Source organism: Bifidobacterium catenulatum DSM 16992 = JCM 1194 = LMG 11043 (assembly GCF_001025195.1).
Classification (GTDB): domain Bacteria; phylum Actinomycetota; class Actinomycetes; order Actinomycetales; family Bifidobacteriaceae; genus Bifidobacterium; species Bifidobacterium catenulatum.
The window spans coordinates 55,526-74,198 of record NZ_AP012325.1 but is presented as its reverse complement, the minus strand read 5'-3'; the positions used below and the strand labels follow the sequence as shown (position 1 = coordinate 74,198).

Sequence of the window (18,673 nt, the reverse complement as noted above, 5' to 3'; positions counted from 1 at the left end):
GACGGTCAGTCGACCAGCGAATTGATCTGGATGACATGGTCGCGCTGTGGGCCGGTGCCGATCACGGAGATACGGCAGCCGGACAGATCCTCAAGACGCTTGACGTAATCCTGACAGGTCTTCGGCAGATCATTGAAGTCGTGGATTTGGGAAATATCCTCGTCCCAACCCGGCATGGATTCGTAGATTGGTTTCGCCGCCGCGAATTCGGACTGATCGGTAGGCATATCGTCGCGGCGTTCGCCGTTGACATCATAGGCCACGCACAACGGGATTTCCTTCAGGCCGGTAAGCACGTCGAGCTTGGTGAGCACGATGTCGGTCAGGCCGTTGACCTGAGCCGCATAACGATTGACGACCGCATCGAACCAGCCGCAACGACGCGGACGGCCGGTGGTAACGCCGTACTCGTGGCCCTGGGCTCGCAGCCATTCGCCTTCCTCGCCGAACAGCTCGGTCGGGAACGGACCCTCGCCTACGCGGGTCACGTACGCTTTGGAAACGCCGATCACGCGGGTGATCTTGGTCGGGCCGACACCAGTACCGGTGCATGCGCCGCCGGCGGTCGGGTTGGAGGATGTGACGAACGGATACGTGCCGTGATCCACGTCGAGCATGGTGGCCTGGCCGCCTTCGAACAGCACGGTCTTGCCTTCGTCAAGTGCCTTATTGAGCACCAGCGAGGTGTTGGCCACGTACGGCTTCAGACGTTCGCCGAGCTTGAGCAGCTCGTCGGTAGTCTCGTCCACGTCGATCGGACGACGGTTGTACAGCTTGACGAGCATCTGATTCTTCTGATGCAGGCTCGCCTCGACCTTGTCATGCAGATGTTCGGCGTTGAACAGGTCGTGTACGCGGATGCCGACGCGGTTGATCTTGTCCGCGTAGGCCGGACCGATGCCGCGGCCGGTGGTGCCGATCTTATGCTTGCCAAGGAAGCGTTCGGTCACCTTGTCGAGCGTGCGATGGTACGGCGCGATCACGTGCGCGGCTTCGCTCACCAGCAGTCGGGAGCAGTCCACGCCACGGCTTTCAAGACCATCGATCTCCTCGAACAGCACTTCGGGATCGACGACGACGCCGTTGCCGATCACGGGGGTCACGTTCGGGCTGATGATGCCGGAGGGCAGCAGGTGCAACGCATACGATTCGTCGCCGACCACCACGGTATGGCCCGCGTTGTTGCCGCCGTTGAAGCGGGCGACGTAGTCGACCTTCGTGCCGATCAGATCCGTTGCCTTGCCTTTGCCCTCGTCTCCCCACTGGGCACCGATCAAAACAATTCCAGGCATATTGTTGCACCTCCGTGCGTACGCGATTCTGCCTTAAGCCTTGCGCCTAAAGCCTTACAAAGGTTACTCTTCACCCTCTACCGTGTCTGGGGGATGCTCACGGCTCCGGACCGACCGTAATCGGATTGCAACCGGTCCGAAAAACAGACCAGAAAACGCCCGAAAACAGTTCGAAAGACCGTTGGCTAGTTCAGCGCGCGCCCGGCACTGCCGAGCTGCTTGCATGCTTCGACCACACGCGCGGCCATCGCAGATTCAGCTTCACGACCCCAGGATCGCGGATCGTACAGCTTCTTGTTGCCCACCTCACCGTCGATTTTGAGCACCGAATCATAGTTGGAGAACATGTGACCGGCCACCGCACGGCTGAATGCGTACTGCGTATCGGTGTCGATGTTCATCTTCACCACGCCGTAGCTCACGGCCTGCGCGATCTCCTCCGGCGCGGAGCCGGAACCGCCGTGGAACACCAGGGCGAACGGCTTACCGGGAGCGACATCCAGCGAGTGCGCGGGGGCGGGCATTTCGCCGGCCTTGATCGCGAGCGCGACCGTGGTCTGGATTTCGTCGAGCAGTTCGGGGCGCAGTTTCACCACGCCCGGTTTGTATGCGCCGTGCACGTTGCCGAAGGTGAAGGCGGCCATGTAGCGTCCGCGCTCGCCGAGGCCGAGTCGTTGCGCGACGGCGATGCCTTGCGCGGGCGTGGAATACAGTTTGTCATTGATTTTGGCGCTGTGCCCGTCTTCTTCGCCGCCGACCGCGCCGATTTCGATTTCCAGCACGGTGTGCGCGGCTTGGGATTTGTCGAGCAGTTCTTCTGCGATGTCGAGGTTTTCGCCCAGCGGCACTGTGGAACCGTCCCACATGTGTGACTGGAAGGTCGGTTCCTGACCGTGCTTCACCTGTTCGACTTCATGGTCGAGCAGGGGGCGCACCCATTCGTCCAAATACTGTTTGGCGCAGTGGTCGGTGTGCAGGGCGATGGTGATGTTGGGGTATTTCGCCGCGACTTCGTGCGCGAAGGCTGCGAAGGCAAGCGAGCCGGTGACGCGGTCGTTGACGCGTTGCCCGGAGAAGTAGGCGGCGCCGCCTACGGAGACTTGGATGATGCCATCGGATTCCGCCTCGGCGAAACCCTGAAGTGCGGCGTTCAAGGTCTGCGTGCTGGTCACATTGATCGCGGGATAGGCGTAACCGCCGCGGCGTGCGGCGTCCAGCATTTGCGCATAACGTTCCGGCGTTGCAATAGTCATGCCTCCATTATCGCCCAACCCTATCCCACTTGTCATGTGACAACATTCGCCATCTTTCCTTTCCGCTTTCCCGACCGTCCGCTCCATATCCAGGTCACCCGCCCCACTAGGGCCATATGCCGAGCGTTTTCGTCTCATATCCCGACACTTGCGGGACCGACCAATAAACATGGCGAAACCATTGCGATCGTTCCATCGGAAGTCATAGAATATCCACCGGATCGCGCGACGAAGAGCCCAACCGGGTATTCCCGCACGGGCATGCCGCCGCACGTAGATGTTGCGACCAATACCCACGAGGAGGCTTGATGCACCAGGTTTTCGCCATCTTCCTTCGAGACGTGAAACGCATTCTGAAGAACCCCGTGGCGCTCGTCGTCACGCTGGGTGTGGCCATCATCCCATCACTGTACGCATGGTGCAATATCCTCGCCAACTGGGACCCGTACGCGAACACGGGCAACATCCAAGTCGCTGTGGCGAACGAGGACAAGGGCACAACCTCCACGCTGGTCGGCCATCTCGACGCTGGCCAGCAGACCGTCAACCAGCTTAAGAAGAACCATCAGCTCGGCTGGCGTTTCGTTCCCAAGCAGCAAGCCATCGAAGGCGTGGAATCCGGCAAATACTATGCGGCGATCGTACTGCCGGAAGACTTCAGCTCCAGACTAATCGGCACCGTCACCGGTAAAGGCGACCGACCGTCGATCACGTACTACATCAACGAAAAGCTGAACGCGATCGCACCGAAAATCACCGATACGGGCGCGACCACGATCGACGAGCAGATCAACACCACTTTCGTTTCCAGCGTGGCCGACGCCGTGGCAAAGGAAGTGAAGGAGGCAGCGGGAGAAACCACCGACAGCGTGAAAAACGCGCAAAGCGACGTCGTCAACGATCTGACCGACACCATCAACCAGCTCGAAACCGTCCAACAGCAGCTGCGCGACACCCGTTCCACGCTCGACAAGGCCCTCACCACCATCGATTCGGCCAAACAGTCCAACATCGCGCTCGCCTCGGAAATCACCAACTCGCTTGACACCGTCGGCAAGGCGTCCGACTTGCTGAGCGAGACGCGCACACAAACCGAACGATTCTCGAACACGCTGGTCGGAGCGCTCGACAACGGCAGCACGCAACTGTCCGGCCTGCAGGTCAACGTGAGCAATGCCACCGGCACCGTGCTCAGCGGACTGAACACTACGCAGGACGCGCTCGACCAAGTGTCCAGTACCATGCATCACGTCAACACCACCACCGGCAATGTGCTCGACGGCGTGGAGAAGGCGTTGCAGGCCAGCCAGCTGGATCCGAACAGCCAAACGTATAAGGATCTTTCCGCGCAGCTCGCCGAAGCCCGCAAACAGCTGACGTTCCAGCAGCAGCGCATCGACGCCTTCGATCAGGACACCACGGATGCGATCAACGCGGGGAAGAACACCGCGAACGGGTTTAACGACGATGTCACCACGCTGGCGAAGAACGGCACGGCGTCGATGGCGAGCGCACGCACGACCATCACCGGCACGGTCATGCCGAATCTCAACACCGGGCTCGATACACTCAGCCTGGCCAATGGGTCGCTGTCCGGCACGCTTACCACGCTGCAAAGCACGCTGGAACAGGGCAACGGGCTGCTCGACCAGTTGTCGCGCACCGTGACCCAAACGAACACCACCATTGCTGGCACGCAGACGCAGCTCGCCAATCTCGCCAAACAGCTCAACACCACGCGCACCGATGTGGCCGCGTTGAGCAGTTCGGCGATGTTCCAGCAGCTTTCCCAAGCGCTCGGACTTGACGCGAGTGAGATCGGCTCGTTCGTGGGCGAGCCGGTGCATTTGGACGAACAGGTCCTCTACCCGGTCAAAAACTATGGTTCCGCGGTCACACCGTTCTACACGAATCTTGCGCTGTGGGTCGGCGGATTCGTGCTCGTCGCGATCTACAAGCTTGAAGTGGACCGCGATGAGAAGATCCGCATGTACACGCCACGCCAAGGCTATATGGGCCGTTGGCTGCTGTTCGTCACGGTCGGATTCCTGCAGGCGATCATCGCCACGATCGGCGATCTCGCGCTGGGCATCCAATGCGAGCATCCGTTCCTGTTCATCCTCGCCGGCATTTTCGCCTCGTTCGTCTACGTGAACATCATTTACGCGCTCGCCGTGGCGTTCCGGCATATCGGCAAGGCCGTCGCCGTGATTCTGGTGATCATCCAGATTCCGGGTGCGGCAGGTCTCTACCCCATCGAGATGATGCCGGAATTCTTCCGCCGTCTGAAACCGTTCCTACCGTTCACCTACGGCATCAACGCGATGCGCGGGCCGATCGGCGGCATGTATGCCAACCATTATTGGATCGACATGCTCTCGCTGTTCTGGTATCTGCCTGTGGCGCTGTTCATCGGCTTGGTGGTCCGCAAGCTGGCGTTGAACCTCAACCGCCTGTTCGACAACCGTCTGGCAGACACTGATCTGATGATCACCGAACATAACGAAGGCACGGTGGAACCGTTGCGGCTCACCGAGACCGCGCAGCAGATCGCCGAGGAGTTCCCCGAACTCGCCCGCAGACGGGCGATTCATTTCTTCCGCCTGTACCCGCGCCTGGTGCGTTGGGGATTCCTCGCGCTGGCGGTACTGCCGTTCGTGTTCCTGCTGTTGCTATTCATCACGCGCATGAAGCTCGCCATGCTGCTCGGTTGGATCATTTCGATCATCGCCATCGACACGTATCTCATCGTGGTGGAGTATCTGCGCGAACGGTATGCGAATTATCTGGGCGAGGAAGCGATGAGTGCGGAAGAGTTCCGCAGTGCGATCCTGAACGAGAACCTGCTGTTCCGGCCGGGCATGCATTACAAGCCGATGCATGCCGTACGTACGAGGCTGTATGAGGCTGCGCATGGTGGTTCAGCCGGACATGCGCCTGAACATGCGGCTGGAAACACGGACGGAAATGCTGGCAGGAGTCTGCGTGAGGAGGGGAACGAACAGTGAAAATGATCTGGGGCATCTTCAAGCGGGACATGTGCCACGCCACCCGCAACGTGATCGCCGTGATCGTCTCGATGGGTCTGGTGGTGGTGCCGGCGCTGTACGCCTGGTTCAACATCGCGGCCAGCTGGGACCCCTACGGCAACACCAAGGCATTGAAGGTCGCCGTGGCCAATAACGACAAGGGTTACAAGTCGGATCTCATACCGGTGCGCGTCAACGTGGGCGAAACCATCATCAGCACACTGCACGCCAACGACCAGCTGGACTGGCAGTTCGTGAAAAGCGACAAGGCAATCGACGGGGTGAAATCCGGCGAATACTATGCGGCAATCGTAATTCCGAAAGGTTTCAGCGCCGACATGATGACGCTGTTCTCCCCCGACATCAAACACGCGCAGCTCAAGTACTATCTGAACGAGAAAATCAACCCGATCGCCCCGCATATCACCGATCAGGGCGCGACAACCGTGGTCAACACGATCGACAAAACCTTCGCCAAAACGATTGCGCAAGTCGGACTCGACCTGGCCTCAAGCATCCTACACTATTCGCAAAGCCCGCAAATGGCCGAATACATGCGCAACCTCAACGGCAATCTCACCACCACGGCGGATACGCTGAGCGGCGCATCGCAGCAGGTGACGTCGTATTCGCAGCTGCTCGGCTCGGCGAACGACATCGTGGATTCCACGGGCAAACTGCTCGCCTCGGCGACCAAGGCGGGCAAACAGGCCCAGAACGCGTTGAAGCAAGGCAAATCAGGTGCCACGTCGCTCACTTCGGCAGGTGCGAACGTCACCTCCTCGGTGAACACCGCGCTCGACCAGGTGTCAGGCGCGTTCGACCAAGTAGCTGCCAAGGTGAACAAGGCGTTCGACGCGATCGGCAAGGGCTCAGACACCGCAGCCAGCCAGTTGACAACGTTGAGCGAACAAGTCTCCAGCGGCGAATCGCTGTACGACACGTACATCACAAGCCTCAACCACATGCGCGAATCGGTGGAACAACTACCGGACAGTGATTCCGCGAAACAGGCGCTGCTGGAAGCCATCGACCGGGAGATCACTCTGCTGGAAGCCGCCAAAGGCGATTCGCAGAAGCTCGCGCAGCAGCTGAAAGACGCTTCCACGCAGGTCACGCAGGATACCGCAGCCGCGGAAAGCTCCCGCAAGGAGATCCTGAACCGCATCACCTCCGCGAAGCAGTCGATCAGCAATGTGCGCGACGATTACGCCACGAACGTCAAGCCGAAAATCGACGCGCTCGCCTCCACAGTCAGCACGCTGATCTCCCAAACCGACAGCATAATCACCCAGCTGAGCGGCACCGCCGACGATCTGGACGATGTGACGGGCGATGTGGGGACGAATGTGACGTCCATCCGTTCCACGCTCGGCGCGATCGCGAAGAAACTCGACTCGTCGGCAGCGACGGTGAAGGAGCTGATCACGAAGCTGGAGACGGGCGGGAACGCCGGTGACGGCAACAGCGATGGTGGCGACGGTGACAACGACGCCAGTTCGTCCGATTCGGGTGAATCGGACGAACTACGTGCACTGGCCACCGCCAACGCGTCCACACTGTCCACGCTGATTTCCGCGCCCGTCGCACTGCATCGCGTCTCGGTGTACCCGATCGCGAACTACGGTTCGGCCATGGCGCCGTTCTATACGATCCTGTCAATCTGGGTGGGTGCGATCATCCTGTGCGCCATGCTGAAAGTGACGATTTCGGACCGCGAGAAGGCGCATGTGCTGGGCTTGGGCGACACGTTGCCGCGCATCGCCGGCCCGTCCGGCCCGGGGAACGCCTCACGTTGGGGACTGCGCCTCGACCACGAGTATTTCGGACGGTACGCGATCTTCGCACTGCTCGCGTTGCTGCAGGGCACACTGGTTTGTCTGGGTGACACGTATTTCCTTGGCGTACAGGCGAATCATGCGCTGCAGTTCCTTGCCGTGGGGTGGCTTGCCGCGCTCGTGTTCTCGAATATCGTGTATACGCTGACCGTGTCGTTCGGCGATATCGGCAAGGCCGTGGCTGTGGTGCTGCTGGTGATGCAGGTCGCCGGCTCGGGCGGTACGTTCCCTATCGAGACGCTGCCGAAGTTCTTCCAAATGCTCTACCCGTTCCTACCATTCCCGCACGCCATCGATGCCATGCACGCCGCGATGGCCGGATCGTACGGCAATGAGTACCTGCTTGATATGGTGTATCTCGCCTTGTTCCTGATTCCTTCGCTGCTGCTGGGATTGGTGTTGCGCAAGCCGGTGATCCGGTTGAACAACTGGGTGAGCCGCAATCTGGAGTCCACCAAGGTGATGTGACGAGGCGGATTTGAACGGGCTGGTTTGAGCCGGTTTAGATCGGTTTCGGCTGGTACACGGTCTGGAAGTCCGATTCGGGAGAAACGGACAACCAAGATGGGCGCATTACACTTCAGACGTCCGATTCTGCAGAATCGGACAATCAGCGGCACCGTGCAAACCACACGTTGATCAGAGAACCGGCAACCACCAGCACAACACCGATCCAGAACGGCATGCCCAGCGCCACGCCCAACAGAAGCGTGCTAGAAGCCGTGGAAAACAGCGGAGTCGCGTACGAACCAATCGCAAGCGTTTCCATACTGCCGTGCAACATGCCGTATCCCCAGCACGCGTAGCCGCCCGAAATCGAAGCGGCGCACGCAATCAGCGCAGCATATCCACCGATGCCGGGCGCCGTGTCCGGCAAACCGTCTCCCGAAACGAAATGGATGGTCCACAGTACAACGGCCACACAACAGAAGAAAATCGTCGTGCCGTCGTAACCGCCGGACAACGACGGCGTAAAAGTCGCATAAATCGCCCAAATAAAGGCGCCAACAAACGCGAGCACATACGGTAGGGGGTTACTGGCGATATTGTGGACCGCTTCCTGCATATCAAGGCTTTCTCCGCCAACCGCCATCGCCACACCGATGGTTGCGATCACCGCGCCAGGAATCGCTTTGGCGACCGCACCACGTTTGTGCGATACCGCTGCGGTCATCAGCACCAGCAGCGTTGGCCACAAGTAGTTGACAAGGCTGACTTCCACGGATTGCGCGTTCGTTGTGGCCAGACCGATCGACAGCGAGATTGACGCCTCGTATGCGATGAACATGAGTCCGCCTGCGATGAGGTACTTGCGTGGCGCTTCGCGGATTGGTTTCGGACGGCGCACAATGAACAGCATGACACCACCGACGGTGTAGACGAGCGCCGAACCGAGCGTGGCTCCGAACGATTCGGAAACGAGTCGCACGAGGCCGGCCATGAAGCCCCACAGGACGATTGCGAACAGGCCGATAAGTGTCGCCGCGTGTGATGTGGCATGGCCGAGTAGCGGATTGCAGGAGTTGCCGGTGGGGTGGTTTGCGCCGGAATCGGAGGGGGACTTCTGGTTCGTGTTCACGGGCTCCAGCCTACCCATCGCCCTCCACGAGTGTCCGATTCTGCAGAATCGGACACTCCTGCAACCTGCGATGCCGCAAAGCATCAGCAGCTTGTCATAAACGTCGCATTCCACGCCACCATCTTTCGGCTGCATTGCGATTCGCAACCGAATTTTGCGACGCAACCGACAGTTGCGCGGCGCGAAGTTGATTTCACGGGTCTTTTACGGCAATAGAAAAACCCTTGGAATTCCAACGATTCCAAGGGTTTCGAATGGAGCGGATGACGGGAGTCGAACCCGCCTTTAAAGCTTGGGAAGCTTTCGTTCTACCGATGAACTACATCCGCAAGGTTGTGCCTTTTGGGCACGAAACTTCAGTTTAGCACGCAACGGATGCGTATGCGGACACAGACCGACATGCGATACCAATTTTCCGCAATATCACGGAGACTCAACCACGCGGCCGCTGCGAATAGTCGCGAGAATATCTGCCAGCCGAGCCGCCCGAATCATGCGCGGATCCATACTGCGTTCCAAATTGCGGCCCACCGGCACCAGCCATCGCAGAACGTCCGCCTTGCCGAATATCCGCCGCCGCAACGCCGCTCGTGGCATAGCCACCGGCCAAATATCCGGACTGCACGCCCTGCTGACGCATCTCCTGCCCCATCTGCATCAGCCGCGCAATGCGATCCGAGGTCGGCGGGTGCGTAGAAAACAGCTTGGAGAAACCTTCCGCCGAAAACGGATTGGCGATCATCATCGCAGCCACCGACTGCGTTCCCGCGGTCTTCTTCATCGGCATCGCGGCCGCACCGCCGGAAATCTTGTTCAACGCGGAAGCGAGCGCCTCCGGATCCTCCGTAAGCATGGAACCATCTTCGTCAGCATCATATTCTCGCGTACGCGAAATCGCCATCTGAATAAGCGAAGCGGCAATTGGCGCAAGAATCGTACTCAACAGCACACCCAGCAATCCCAAGCCACCGGAATCGGAACCTTCGCGGTCGTCACGGGAACGGCCGCCGCCGAAATACATGAGCGAATATCCGAGATACGAGATGACGGTGGCCATGGCGGACGCAATCGCGGATGTCAGGATGTCGTGATTGTACACGTGCATAAGCTCATGACCGAGAACGCCGCGGATTTCGCGTTCGTTGAGCATCTGCAGAATGCCCTGTGTGCAGCAGACCGCCGCATGACGTTCATTGCGTCCCGTTGCGAACGCATTGGGACTCATGGTTGGGGCGATATAAATACGTGGCATAGGTTTGCCCGCCTTCGCCGACAGTTCGCGCACGATTTTGTACAGTACCGGCGCTTCCTGCTCGCTGACTTCCTGCGCGTGCATGCTGGCGATCGCCAGCCTGTCGGAAAACCAGTAGGAGGCAAACGTCGATCCCAGACCGATGAGAATGTAGAATCCGAGCGTACTCTGGCTGCCACCGGTCGCCCACCAAATGAGCATGATGACGCCCCACATCAACGCGAATAACAGCGTTGTCTTCAAGCCATTGCAATGGCCATGCACCTGCAATTTGCCGTTCATGGGCACCAGCGTAGAAACGGAGTCTGAGTTTTTGCTGGATATGCGCTGGAGACTGGGCCGTGGGAAGGACTAGGGGCAGTTGCGGAAGTTCGCACGCTCAGCTTCTCCCGGATGTCCGATTCTGGCGAAACGGACAAGCAGCAGGTCCTTCGCGCACATTACATGTCCGATTCACCAGAAGCGGACAAGTACAGGATAAAAAACGCCTTGCGTGTCCGTTTCTGCAGAATCGGACACGCAAGGCGTCACGCCAAGAATGGCATCAAGCAATCAACCCGTCAGATTCGGACCGTCTCACGCATGGGCCAGAGCGCGCATCTGCTCCGGGTCGATGACCTTCTTATGCTCGCGACCTTCCTTCGCACCTTCGGCACGTTCGAACGTGTCGACCTTCTTCCAACCGGCGAAGTCAATCGGCTTGACTCCACGGGAGGCCAGCAAACGGTCGATGGATTCCGGATCTCGGTCCGCCGCCACACGACCACCTTCGGCTGCCTTGGACAGATCCTCCAGCATGTTGGTGACGATGAGCAGCGCGTCGGACTTGGTGGAGCCGATCAGTCCGACCGGGCCGCGCTTAGCCCAACCGGTGGCATACAGACGTTCACGCACCTGCGCGCCGTCCTCGGCCGAAGCGGTCGTGGTGATGCGTCCGTCACCGTTCGCGTTCGCCAGATGCGCGTGACGATCGTCGTACGCGATGCCCGGCGCGGTGGCCGGCTTGTAGCCGATCGCATGGTACACGGCCTGCACCGGATACTCCTCGAATTCGCCGGTGCGGCTCATCTTGCCGTCAGCCGACGTTTCGGTCTTCTCCACGCGAATGCCAACGACCTTGCCGTCCTCGCCCAGCACTTCGACCGGCGCGGAATTGAAGTGCACATAATACTTGCGATCAGCCGTATTACCCTCGTAATCCACGTCACCGTCATCTTCCATGTCTTCCGCCATCTCACGAATCGTGAACAGCTCTTCGACCATCTGACGGGTCAGCTTGTCTTTGCCGGCCTCTTCAATCGTGTCTTCATCCAAATCGAAATCGTCTTCGTTAATGATCAGCTGCACTCCCGGCAGCTTCTCCATCTCACGCAATTCCTGTACGGAGAACTTGGCTTGCGCCACACCGCGGCGGATGAACAGGTGCAGCACGCGAGCCTTGTTCGCCTTGACACCCTCGTACACATTGTCTGGAATGTCAGTGCGTTCCTTCAGATCGTCGGCATTGCGCATGAGTTCGCGCGCCACATCCATGGCCACGTTGCCACCGCCGATCACGGCGACTTCCTCAGCGTCGAGCGGCCACTCGCGAGCGCCGGTCGGATAACCGTCGTACCATTCCACAAACTTGGCTGCGCCATACACGCCATCCAGGTCGGCGCCCGGCAGTCCAAGCGGCTTGTCTTCAACGGCACCGGTGGCGAACAGCACGGCATCGTAACGCTCAAGCAGCTCGTCGAGGGTCACATCCTTGCCGAATTCCACGTCGCAATATAGGTGGATGTCGGGGTTGTCGAGCGTCTTTTCGAGCGCTGACGCGATGAATTTGATGGACGGGTGGTCGGGGGCCACTCCGTAGCGCACCAGGCCGAACGGCACAGGCAGCTTTTCGAACAGGTCGATGCGCGCGGCAGTGCCGAGGCCAAGCCCCTCGCCGAGCTTCTTCAACTGGCGCAGGAAAATGTCAGAGGAGTAGACGCCTGCAGGGCCGGCACCGATTACAGCAATACGAAGTTCATTAGTTTCAGTCACGCGCTCTAGCCTAATGCATTCCCTGCATTTGCGACAGGGGTGCTTATGCACTTTCTTACGACTTCTTCGCCTTGTGCGCACTGGCGTTGGTGTTTGCACTGAATCCAGATGAATCCAACGTGTGGCCGCATTAATCGTACGCGATGAGCGCGGCAGATGCACGTACAATCACAAGTAGTCGCAGAATCGCGGGATGTAGGAATCCGAAATATCGGAATTCGTCCATCCCGCAATCGCAAGCAAGTACTTATCAAGTACCAAGCAATCGTAAGAAGGTGGCAATGCGCATTCACATCACATATACCGGCGGCACCATCGGCATGATTGACTCTCCGAACGGCCTAATTCCGGGAGCCGACACTCGCGGATGGCTGTTCCGCCTGCTGGAGGACGCGCACATGGACGCAAGCCTGTTCACGTTCACCGAACTTAATCCGCTTATCGACTCGTCGAACGCGACGCCTGACAATTGGCAGACGATGGTTGATGACTTGCGTGCGCATCACGATGATGCCGACGCGTTCGTGGTGCTGCATGGCACCGACACGATGAGCTATTCGAGCGCCGCGATTTCGTATGCACTGGCCGATTTCGGCAAGCCGGTGATTTTCACGGGCTCGCAGCATCCGCTCGGTAAAATCGAATCGGATGCCATTGCGAATGTCACGGGCGCGCTGAACGCCGCGATGAGCGGACGATTCCACGGTGTGGGACTGTTTTTTGGACATCACCTGTTTGCCGGAAATCGCGTGAGCAAGTCGTCGAGTTGGGCGTTTGAAGGATTTTCGGCGCCTTCCGTCGGACCGCTGGCTCGTACGGGCATGCCATGGCACTGGTATGCAGACGATGTTGCTTCAGTCGGTTGCGGCTGGACGTCACCTCAGCCTTACTCCCGTCACGATGTTGCTGTGATTGATATGGCGCCCGGCATTTCCGCGGCGCGATTGGAAGCGATGCTTACGCCGCATCCGGAAGCGGTATTGCTGCGCGCGTACGGCGTCGGCAATGTGCCGAGCAACGAACCGGGATTGACCGACGTGATTGCCGACGTGCTGCATGACGATGTTCCCGTTGTGATCGCGTCGCAATGTCAGCAGGCGGAAGTGCTGCTCGGCCATTACGAGACGGGAGATGCGATCGCTCGTGCCGGCGCGATCGGATCCGGTGATATGACGCTGGAAGCCGCGTATGCGAAAATCATGTTCCTGCTGTCGCAAGGCGTGACCGGAGCCGACTTTGGCAAGTGGATGCGCGTGTCGATCGCTGGAGAAATCTCGCCAAGCTCGTTGTAAACGCTTCCCCAAAACGCCGCGCATGACACCACTCCCCGCAATCACGCGGATTCGCCGCGGTCGAAAAGCACAGTGAGCGCCCACAGAATGCTGACCACGTCGATAACCTCCTGCATGAATGCGCCAACGACCACGGGAATCAGGTTGAATGCGGCTGCGACCATGCCGATGATGGCGAGGCTGAGACCGATCAACACCGCCTGAAGCATCACGTTTTTCGTACGGCGTGCGATGGCGATGGCACGCGGCACAGAGGCGATATCATCATTCATGATGACCACTTGCGCGGATTCGGAAGCTGCGGTGGACGTGCCGTCGGTCATGGCCATGCCGATGTCGGCGACTGCAAGTACAGGAGCATCGTTGACGCCGTCGCCGACCATCATGGTGACTTGGCGATTCCTGGATTCGCCAGTTATACGCCGCATGATGCGGGCGGGCATGGACTGGTTTTGATGCGTGGACTCGGTGGCGTTCTTAACAGCGGCAACCTTATCTTCAGGGAACAGCTCAGATTGCACGTCATCGATACCGACCTCATTTGCGATGATGCGAGCGGACGCGGCCTTGTCGCCGGTAAGCATGGACAGCTCCTTGATACCAAGCTCATGCAGACGGGCCAAGGAACGTTTCGCATTCGCACGGGGCACGTCGCGAAGCACGATGCGGGCGGCCAGTTTGCCGTCAATCGCCACGTATGCGGCCATCTCGTCCGGCGCAAGCGGAGCGAACAGCGAGTTTGCGGTTTCGGACTTGCGGACGGGCGTCGTCTGCGACGCCTCAGCGGAAGGGGTGATGAAGGGGGTTACAACTGTAGGCTGCGCATCGTCAGACATTCCGTCTCGCACTCCTAGAGTGTCCGATTCGGCAGAATCGGACACGTAGCGTTCACCCGACGCATGCAGGACCGGCATGAATCCGGATCCGTCAGCCGTCACATACGCAAAACGCCCCACACGCACCCGATGCCCATTCACTTCGCCGGAAACACCTTTGCCTGAATCCTCCACAATGTTCTTCACCACCGGATAGTCGCGCCCATGCCCAGACAGATCACGCTCAGCGCACAACCGCTGCCCCGACGTATACCGCGCGTACAAGTCGTTCATGGCCTTGCGCCCGGCCGCCGCAATGCCTTTCGACAGAATGTGCACCGAGTAACTTTCCACCACACCGGCCATCATGAGAATATGGTCTTCGTTGAACGGCGAACTCGTTTCGAACGGCTTCTCCACGCGCACGACCTGCGGTTGCTTGACGGTAAGCGTGCCGGTTTTATCGAAGAAAATATGCGATACGCGACCTAGATTTTCCAACACGTCCTGTGCTTTAATCAGGATTCCCGCTTTGGCAAGACGCCCTGTTCCAGCCACATACGCAACCGGTGCGGCAATCAGAAGCGGGCAAGGCGTGGCGAGAACCAGCACCTGCGCAAATCGCAGCGGCAATCCGGAAACCGCCCATGCAATCCCAGCAATCGCAAGCGAAAGCACGGTAAACGGCACTGCAAGCATATCCGCGGTCTTCACGACAGCGGGGCGCGACTCTTGCGCCGACGAAACCAGCTCGAGAATCTTCTGATACTGCGAATCCTGCGCAAGTTGCGTGGCACGCATGGTCAACGTGGTCGAGCCATTGACTGCGCCAGACATCACGCGAGCGCCCGCATACACTTCACGCGGCACAGGCTCGCCGTTGATGTTGCTCAGGTCCAGCGTGGCCACACCCGACAGCAACTCGCCGTCGACAGGCACTGTTTCGCCAGGCAGAACCAGAATCACGTCGCCGAGCCGCACTTGATCGACGGGGACCGTTTCGAAGCGCTCTCCAGCCGCATCATACGTTTGCGAAGCATCTTTTGTGTCCGATTCTGGAGATTCGGACACATAATCATGCTTCCCACCGTCTTGGTTGTCCGTTTCTGCAGAATCGGACATTCTGACGGCACGGAATCCGTCGGCTGTCACGTCGGCCGTATGCTCGCTGCCTGTCGCATGCACATGCCCGCGCACTCCCGGCAGCGCAACCACGTGCGCGGTTCGGGGCGCCGCGTCAATCAGCGCAGTCAGGTTGCTTTCGGCCTTCGACTGTGCGAATTCCTCGATCGCCTCGCCGGATGAGATCATCAGCACCACGGCCCAAGCGGCCCAATACTCCTGCACTGCAACCGTCGACGCAATCGCAACGACCGCCAGCAGATCAACGCCAACATGGCCGTGCCGCAGATCGTCGATCATGCCACGCACCGTCACCACAATCGTGTATGCGACCAGCGCGATCACTATCCACTGTCCAGCACCCGGATTAAACGCGCTCAGCCAACCAAAGCCAGCATGCAAATCGTGAGAAACCCACGCAGCCTCGCCCCACGGCCTCCACTCCCCCAGCAATGCCAACGGAATCGCGGCCAGAATGGTGATCGGCAATAACGGAACCTGCTTGCACAGTCGCCAGCAAATATCGATGATTCTACGCATGAGAATCTCCTTACGCTCGTATCGGACGCCTTGTTAACCCATCGGCGCCTCGCCCGCGCGAGCCATCGATACACGGCGTAAAAAGATATTTCCAGCGTAGCAAACATTTGCGATTTTCGTGTCGCAATTGCCAAAAATAGAAAAGCAGGACTGTACGATTGTTCGCACAGTCCTGCTTCTGCTTTTAACTTTTATTGGTTTTCCGCGGTTTTAACGTTCTCGCGATGACGTTCACAAGACGTTCTTGCGATTAAGCAACTCCAGTCGCGTCTTCGCCGTCAGCCTATCGGGTAGTCATCACCCTTATTGCAGCCCGCCGCAGCCGACCGCAGCCATCCACGGCCAACCGCGGCGGTCCGTCGTGCTTTACCACAGACCGAACGGGTCGAACAGGCCGCCACCATCACCGTAGCCGTTGCTACCATTGCCGTCGCTCTGTCCATTTCCGTTGCCGCTATTGCCGCCGTTACCATCGTTACCGTAACCGTTGCCGTTCTGGCTCTGGCCATCATTGCCGTTGTTCTGCTGGTTCTGGCTGTTGGAGGAGTTCGTCTGGGATTCCTCCTGGTCAAGCGTCACGTCAAGCTCCATGGTGTTGCCGTCACGCACGACCGTCAATGTCACCTTGTCATTCATGGCGGAGGCGCGCACGTAGCCGAGCAGCGAATAGTTGTTGTTCACCGCCTTGCCGTTGAACGCCACGATGGAGTCACCAGCCTTCACTCCGGCCTTGGCTGCCGGGCTGTTGTCGACCACGGACTGCACCTGCGTGCAACCGCGGGTCACGCCGTCCGCCTCAACCGTGGAGCTCTTGATGGTGACGCCGAGCGCCACATGCTGCACGGTGCCGTTGTCAATGATTTCGTTGGCCACACGCTTTACCAGGTTCGATGGAATGGCGAAGCCGATGCCGATGGATCCGGCTGTGCCGGAAGACGTTGTGGTGGATGCGATGGACGAGTTGATGCCGATCACCTGGCCGGCCGCATTGAAGGTCGGACCGCCGGAATTGCCTGGGTTGACGGCCGCGTCGATCTGCACGGCGTTGGTGACGATGTCGTTGTTGTTGTCATCGGCCACGGTCACCGGGCGGTTGAGCGCGGAAACGATGCCGACGGTTGCGGTGTCATCGTAGCCGAGCGGGTTGCCGATGGCCATCACGGATTCACCCACGGCAAGATTGTCGGAATCGGCAAATTCCGCGGCCTTCAGACTGCTCGGAGGATTGTCGAGCTTGATTACGGCCAGATCGGTGGTGGTGTCAGTGCCGACGATTTGCGCTGAGTAGATGGTGCCGTTGGCAAGCGTCACTTGAATCTGCTTCGCGCCGGAAATCACATGGTTGTTGGTGACGATGTAGCCTTTGTCACTGATGATTGCGCCGGAGCCTTTGGCGCTGCCGTCGCTGGTTGCCACGTCAATGGACACCACAGAATCGGACACTTCTTTCGCCACTGCGCTCCAGTCTGCGGCCTCGCCGGATTTGGCTTTCGCCGAACCAGATCCGGACGTGTTGGATTTCACGCTGGCCAGTGAGCTGGAGGTGGGTACGGTCACCCATCCATTGGTGATTGCCGCGTAGCCGACTCCGAGGCAGAGGACCGCGGAAACAAGTGCCGCCACCACGCCGGTCATCACATGACCGGTCACGCCGGAAGCGAACTTCGGCTTGGCTGCAGCGCCATTTTGCTGCGGGGTACCGAACGGATTACCGTTATTCGGATTCCCAAACGGATTACCGTTATTCGGATTATTCGGCCCGGCCGGCGGCACGTTGGCACCGCCTTGCGCCGTGGGCTTCATGAACGGATTACCGTTATTCGATTGCGCGTTCTGCTGATTGTTCTGCTGATTTCCACCCACATACGGATTTCCGAAGAAAGGATTGCGAGGCCGCTGCGACTGCTGCGGAGCCTGCCCGTATGTGCCATATTGCGGCTGCGGAGGCATGTTCGGCGCGTCACTCGCCGTACCGTTCGCAGTGCCGTTCGCGGCTGCGGTGCCATCAGTCGGCTGCGTCGGCACGGGACCGTACGCACCATATTCCGGTGCCGGACGGTACTGCTGGGCCGGCGCATCCTGCGCGGAACCGCCAACCACGGTACGCTCGCCCGCTGCGGAAGCGTAATCCGGAGTATCGCCCGCCGCAGTCGCGGATTCCGCCGAAGCGTCGTCGTTCGCAACAGGCATGGCGGCCGTCGGCTGATTCTCAATACCGCTCTGCATGTCAATCGGTTCGGTAGCCGACTCTGCAGCATACGGCTCGCCTGCGTAAGTTTGCGTCTGTTCCGCATCAACCGGCGGCATCGGCACGGTCTGCTGTTCGTCATTCTGCGGCTGCACGGCGTTCTGGTCGTTCTCTTCAGCCATTTTCGCTCCTTATTCGTCTCGCGGCATTTCACAAATCAGCAATCGTGCCGCTCGAACTGCTATCTACGAGTAAAGATACTCGCTCTGGAAGTTTCCTGAATGTTTGTTGAAAGTAGCAACCGAATCTCTTGGCAGTTCTCTCCATACGGTGCCAGAGGCTATGCGATGCAACTTGACAAACCTCAGCCGATACGCCTTCTCACAACCATCGCAAGAAATTCGATAACTCATTCGCGTTATATGTGGCAGAAATGCAGCCA

At 59.2% G+C, this 18,673-nt stretch carries 10 protein-coding genes and 1 tRNA gene; 3 read left to right on the top strand and 8 right to left on the bottom strand.

Annotated features, from left to right (window positions below; all coding sequences use genetic code 11):
- Positions 1-5: 5 nt before the first annotated feature.
- Positions 6-1,292, bottom strand: coding sequence for an adenylosuccinate synthase (locus tag BBCT_RS00275; RefSeq protein WP_003833657.1), 1,287 nt, complete (start codon positions 1,290-1,292; stop codon positions 6-8).
- A gap of 185 nt (positions 1,293-1,477) precedes the next feature.
- Entirely contained in the window at positions 1,478-2,545 is a 1,068-nt protein-coding gene (gene fbaA, locus BBCT_RS00270; RefSeq protein WP_033512850.1) for a class II fructose-bisphosphate aldolase, read from the bottom strand.
- A gap of 308 nt (positions 2,546-2,853) precedes the next feature.
- Here fbaA and BBCT_RS00265 point away from each other — a divergent pair, with 308 nt between their 5' ends.
- On the top strand, positions 2,854-5,553 hold the full coding sequence (locus BBCT_RS00265) for a YhgE/Pip domain-containing protein (RefSeq protein WP_003833652.1): 2,700 nt from the start codon (positions 2,854-2,856) through the stop codon (positions 5,551-5,553).
- Positions 5,554-5,555: 2 nt separating this feature from the next.
- On the top strand, positions 5,556-7,880 hold the full coding sequence (locus tag BBCT_RS00260) for a YhgE/Pip domain-containing protein (protein WP_003833650.1): 2,325 nt from the start codon (positions 5,556-5,558) through the stop codon (positions 7,878-7,880).
- A gap of 142 nt (positions 7,881-8,022) precedes the next feature.
- Here the strand turns inward: BBCT_RS00260 and yddG are convergent, their stop codons facing one another.
- The 4 genes from yddG to BBCT_RS00240 form a co-directional block, all read right to left on the bottom strand.
- Positions 8,023-8,991, bottom strand: coding sequence for an aromatic amino acid DMT transporter YddG (yddG, locus tag BBCT_RS00255; protein WP_231858064.1), 969 nt, complete (start codon positions 8,989-8,991; stop codon positions 8,023-8,025).
- A gap of 255 nt (positions 8,992-9,246) precedes the next feature.
- Positions 9,247-9,320, bottom strand: a tRNA-Gly gene (locus BBCT_RS00250).
- A 104-nt stretch (positions 9,321-9,424) separates the two neighbouring features.
- Complete coding sequence (gene htpX / locus BBCT_RS00245) at positions 9,425-10,525, bottom strand: zinc metalloprotease HtpX (RefSeq protein WP_003833645.1); 1,101 nt, start codon at positions 10,523-10,525, stop codon at positions 9,425-9,427.
- Positions 10,526-10,819: 294 nt separating this feature from the next.
- Positions 10,820-12,274: an FAD-dependent oxidoreductase gene (locus BBCT_RS00240; protein ID WP_003833642.1), complete on the bottom strand. Its 1,455-nt coding sequence runs from the start codon at positions 12,272-12,274 to the stop codon at positions 10,820-10,822.
- A 281-nt stretch (positions 12,275-12,555) separates the two neighbouring features.
- On the opposite strand from BBCT_RS00240, the gene BBCT_RS00235 reads away from it, so the two are divergent.
- The gene (locus BBCT_RS00235) at positions 12,556-13,566 is read left to right on the top strand and encodes an asparaginase (RefSeq protein WP_003833641.1); all 1,011 of its coding nucleotides are present in this window, start codon (positions 12,556-12,558) and stop codon (positions 13,564-13,566) included.
- Between the two features lie 41 nt (positions 13,567-13,607).
- Here BBCT_RS00235 and BBCT_RS00230 read toward each other — a convergent pair whose 3' ends face one another.
- Positions 13,608-16,043: an HAD-IC family P-type ATPase gene (locus BBCT_RS00230; RefSeq protein WP_003833639.1), complete on the bottom strand. Its 2,436-nt coding sequence runs from the start codon at positions 16,041-16,043 to the stop codon at positions 13,608-13,610.
- Positions 16,044-16,409: 366 nt separating this feature from the next.
- Positions 16,410-18,413 (bottom strand): S1C family serine protease, encoded by a 2,004-nt coding sequence (locus BBCT_RS00225; protein ID WP_003833636.1) that lies wholly within the window; start codon positions 18,411-18,413, stop codon positions 16,410-16,412.
- Between the last annotated feature and the right edge of the window lie 260 nt (positions 18,414-18,673).

Bases quoted from the DNA above. Each gene is read 5' to 3' on its own strand.
- BBCT_RS00275 (WP_003833657.1), bottom strand. From the start codon at position 1,292: ATGCCTGGAATTGTTTTGATCGGTGCCCAGTGGGGAGACGAGGGCAAA.
- BBCT_RS00260 (WP_003833650.1), top strand. From the start codon at position 5,556: ATGATCTGGGGCATCTTCAAGCGGGACATGTGCCACGCCACCCGCAAC.
- BBCT_RS00225 (WP_003833636.1), bottom strand. From the start codon at position 18,413: ATGGCTGAAGAGAACGACCAGAACGCCGTGCAGCCGCAGAATGACGAA.
- BBCT_RS00265 (WP_003833652.1), top strand. From the start codon at position 2,854: ATGCACCAGGTTTTCGCCATCTTCCTTCGAGACGTGAAACGCATTCTG.
- fbaA (WP_033512850.1), bottom strand. From the start codon at position 2,545: ATGACTATTGCAACGCCGGAACGTTATGCGCAAATGCTGGACGCCGCA.
- BBCT_RS00235 (WP_003833641.1), top strand. From the start codon at position 12,556: ATGCGCATTCACATCACATATACCGGCGGCACCATCGGCATGATTGAC.
- htpX (WP_003833645.1), bottom strand. From the start codon at position 10,525: ATGAACGGCAAATTGCAGGTGCATGGCCATTGCAATGGCTTGAAGACA.
- BBCT_RS00230 (WP_003833639.1), bottom strand. From the start codon at position 16,043: ATGCGTAGAATCATCGATATTTGCTGGCGACTGTGCAAGCAGGTTCCG.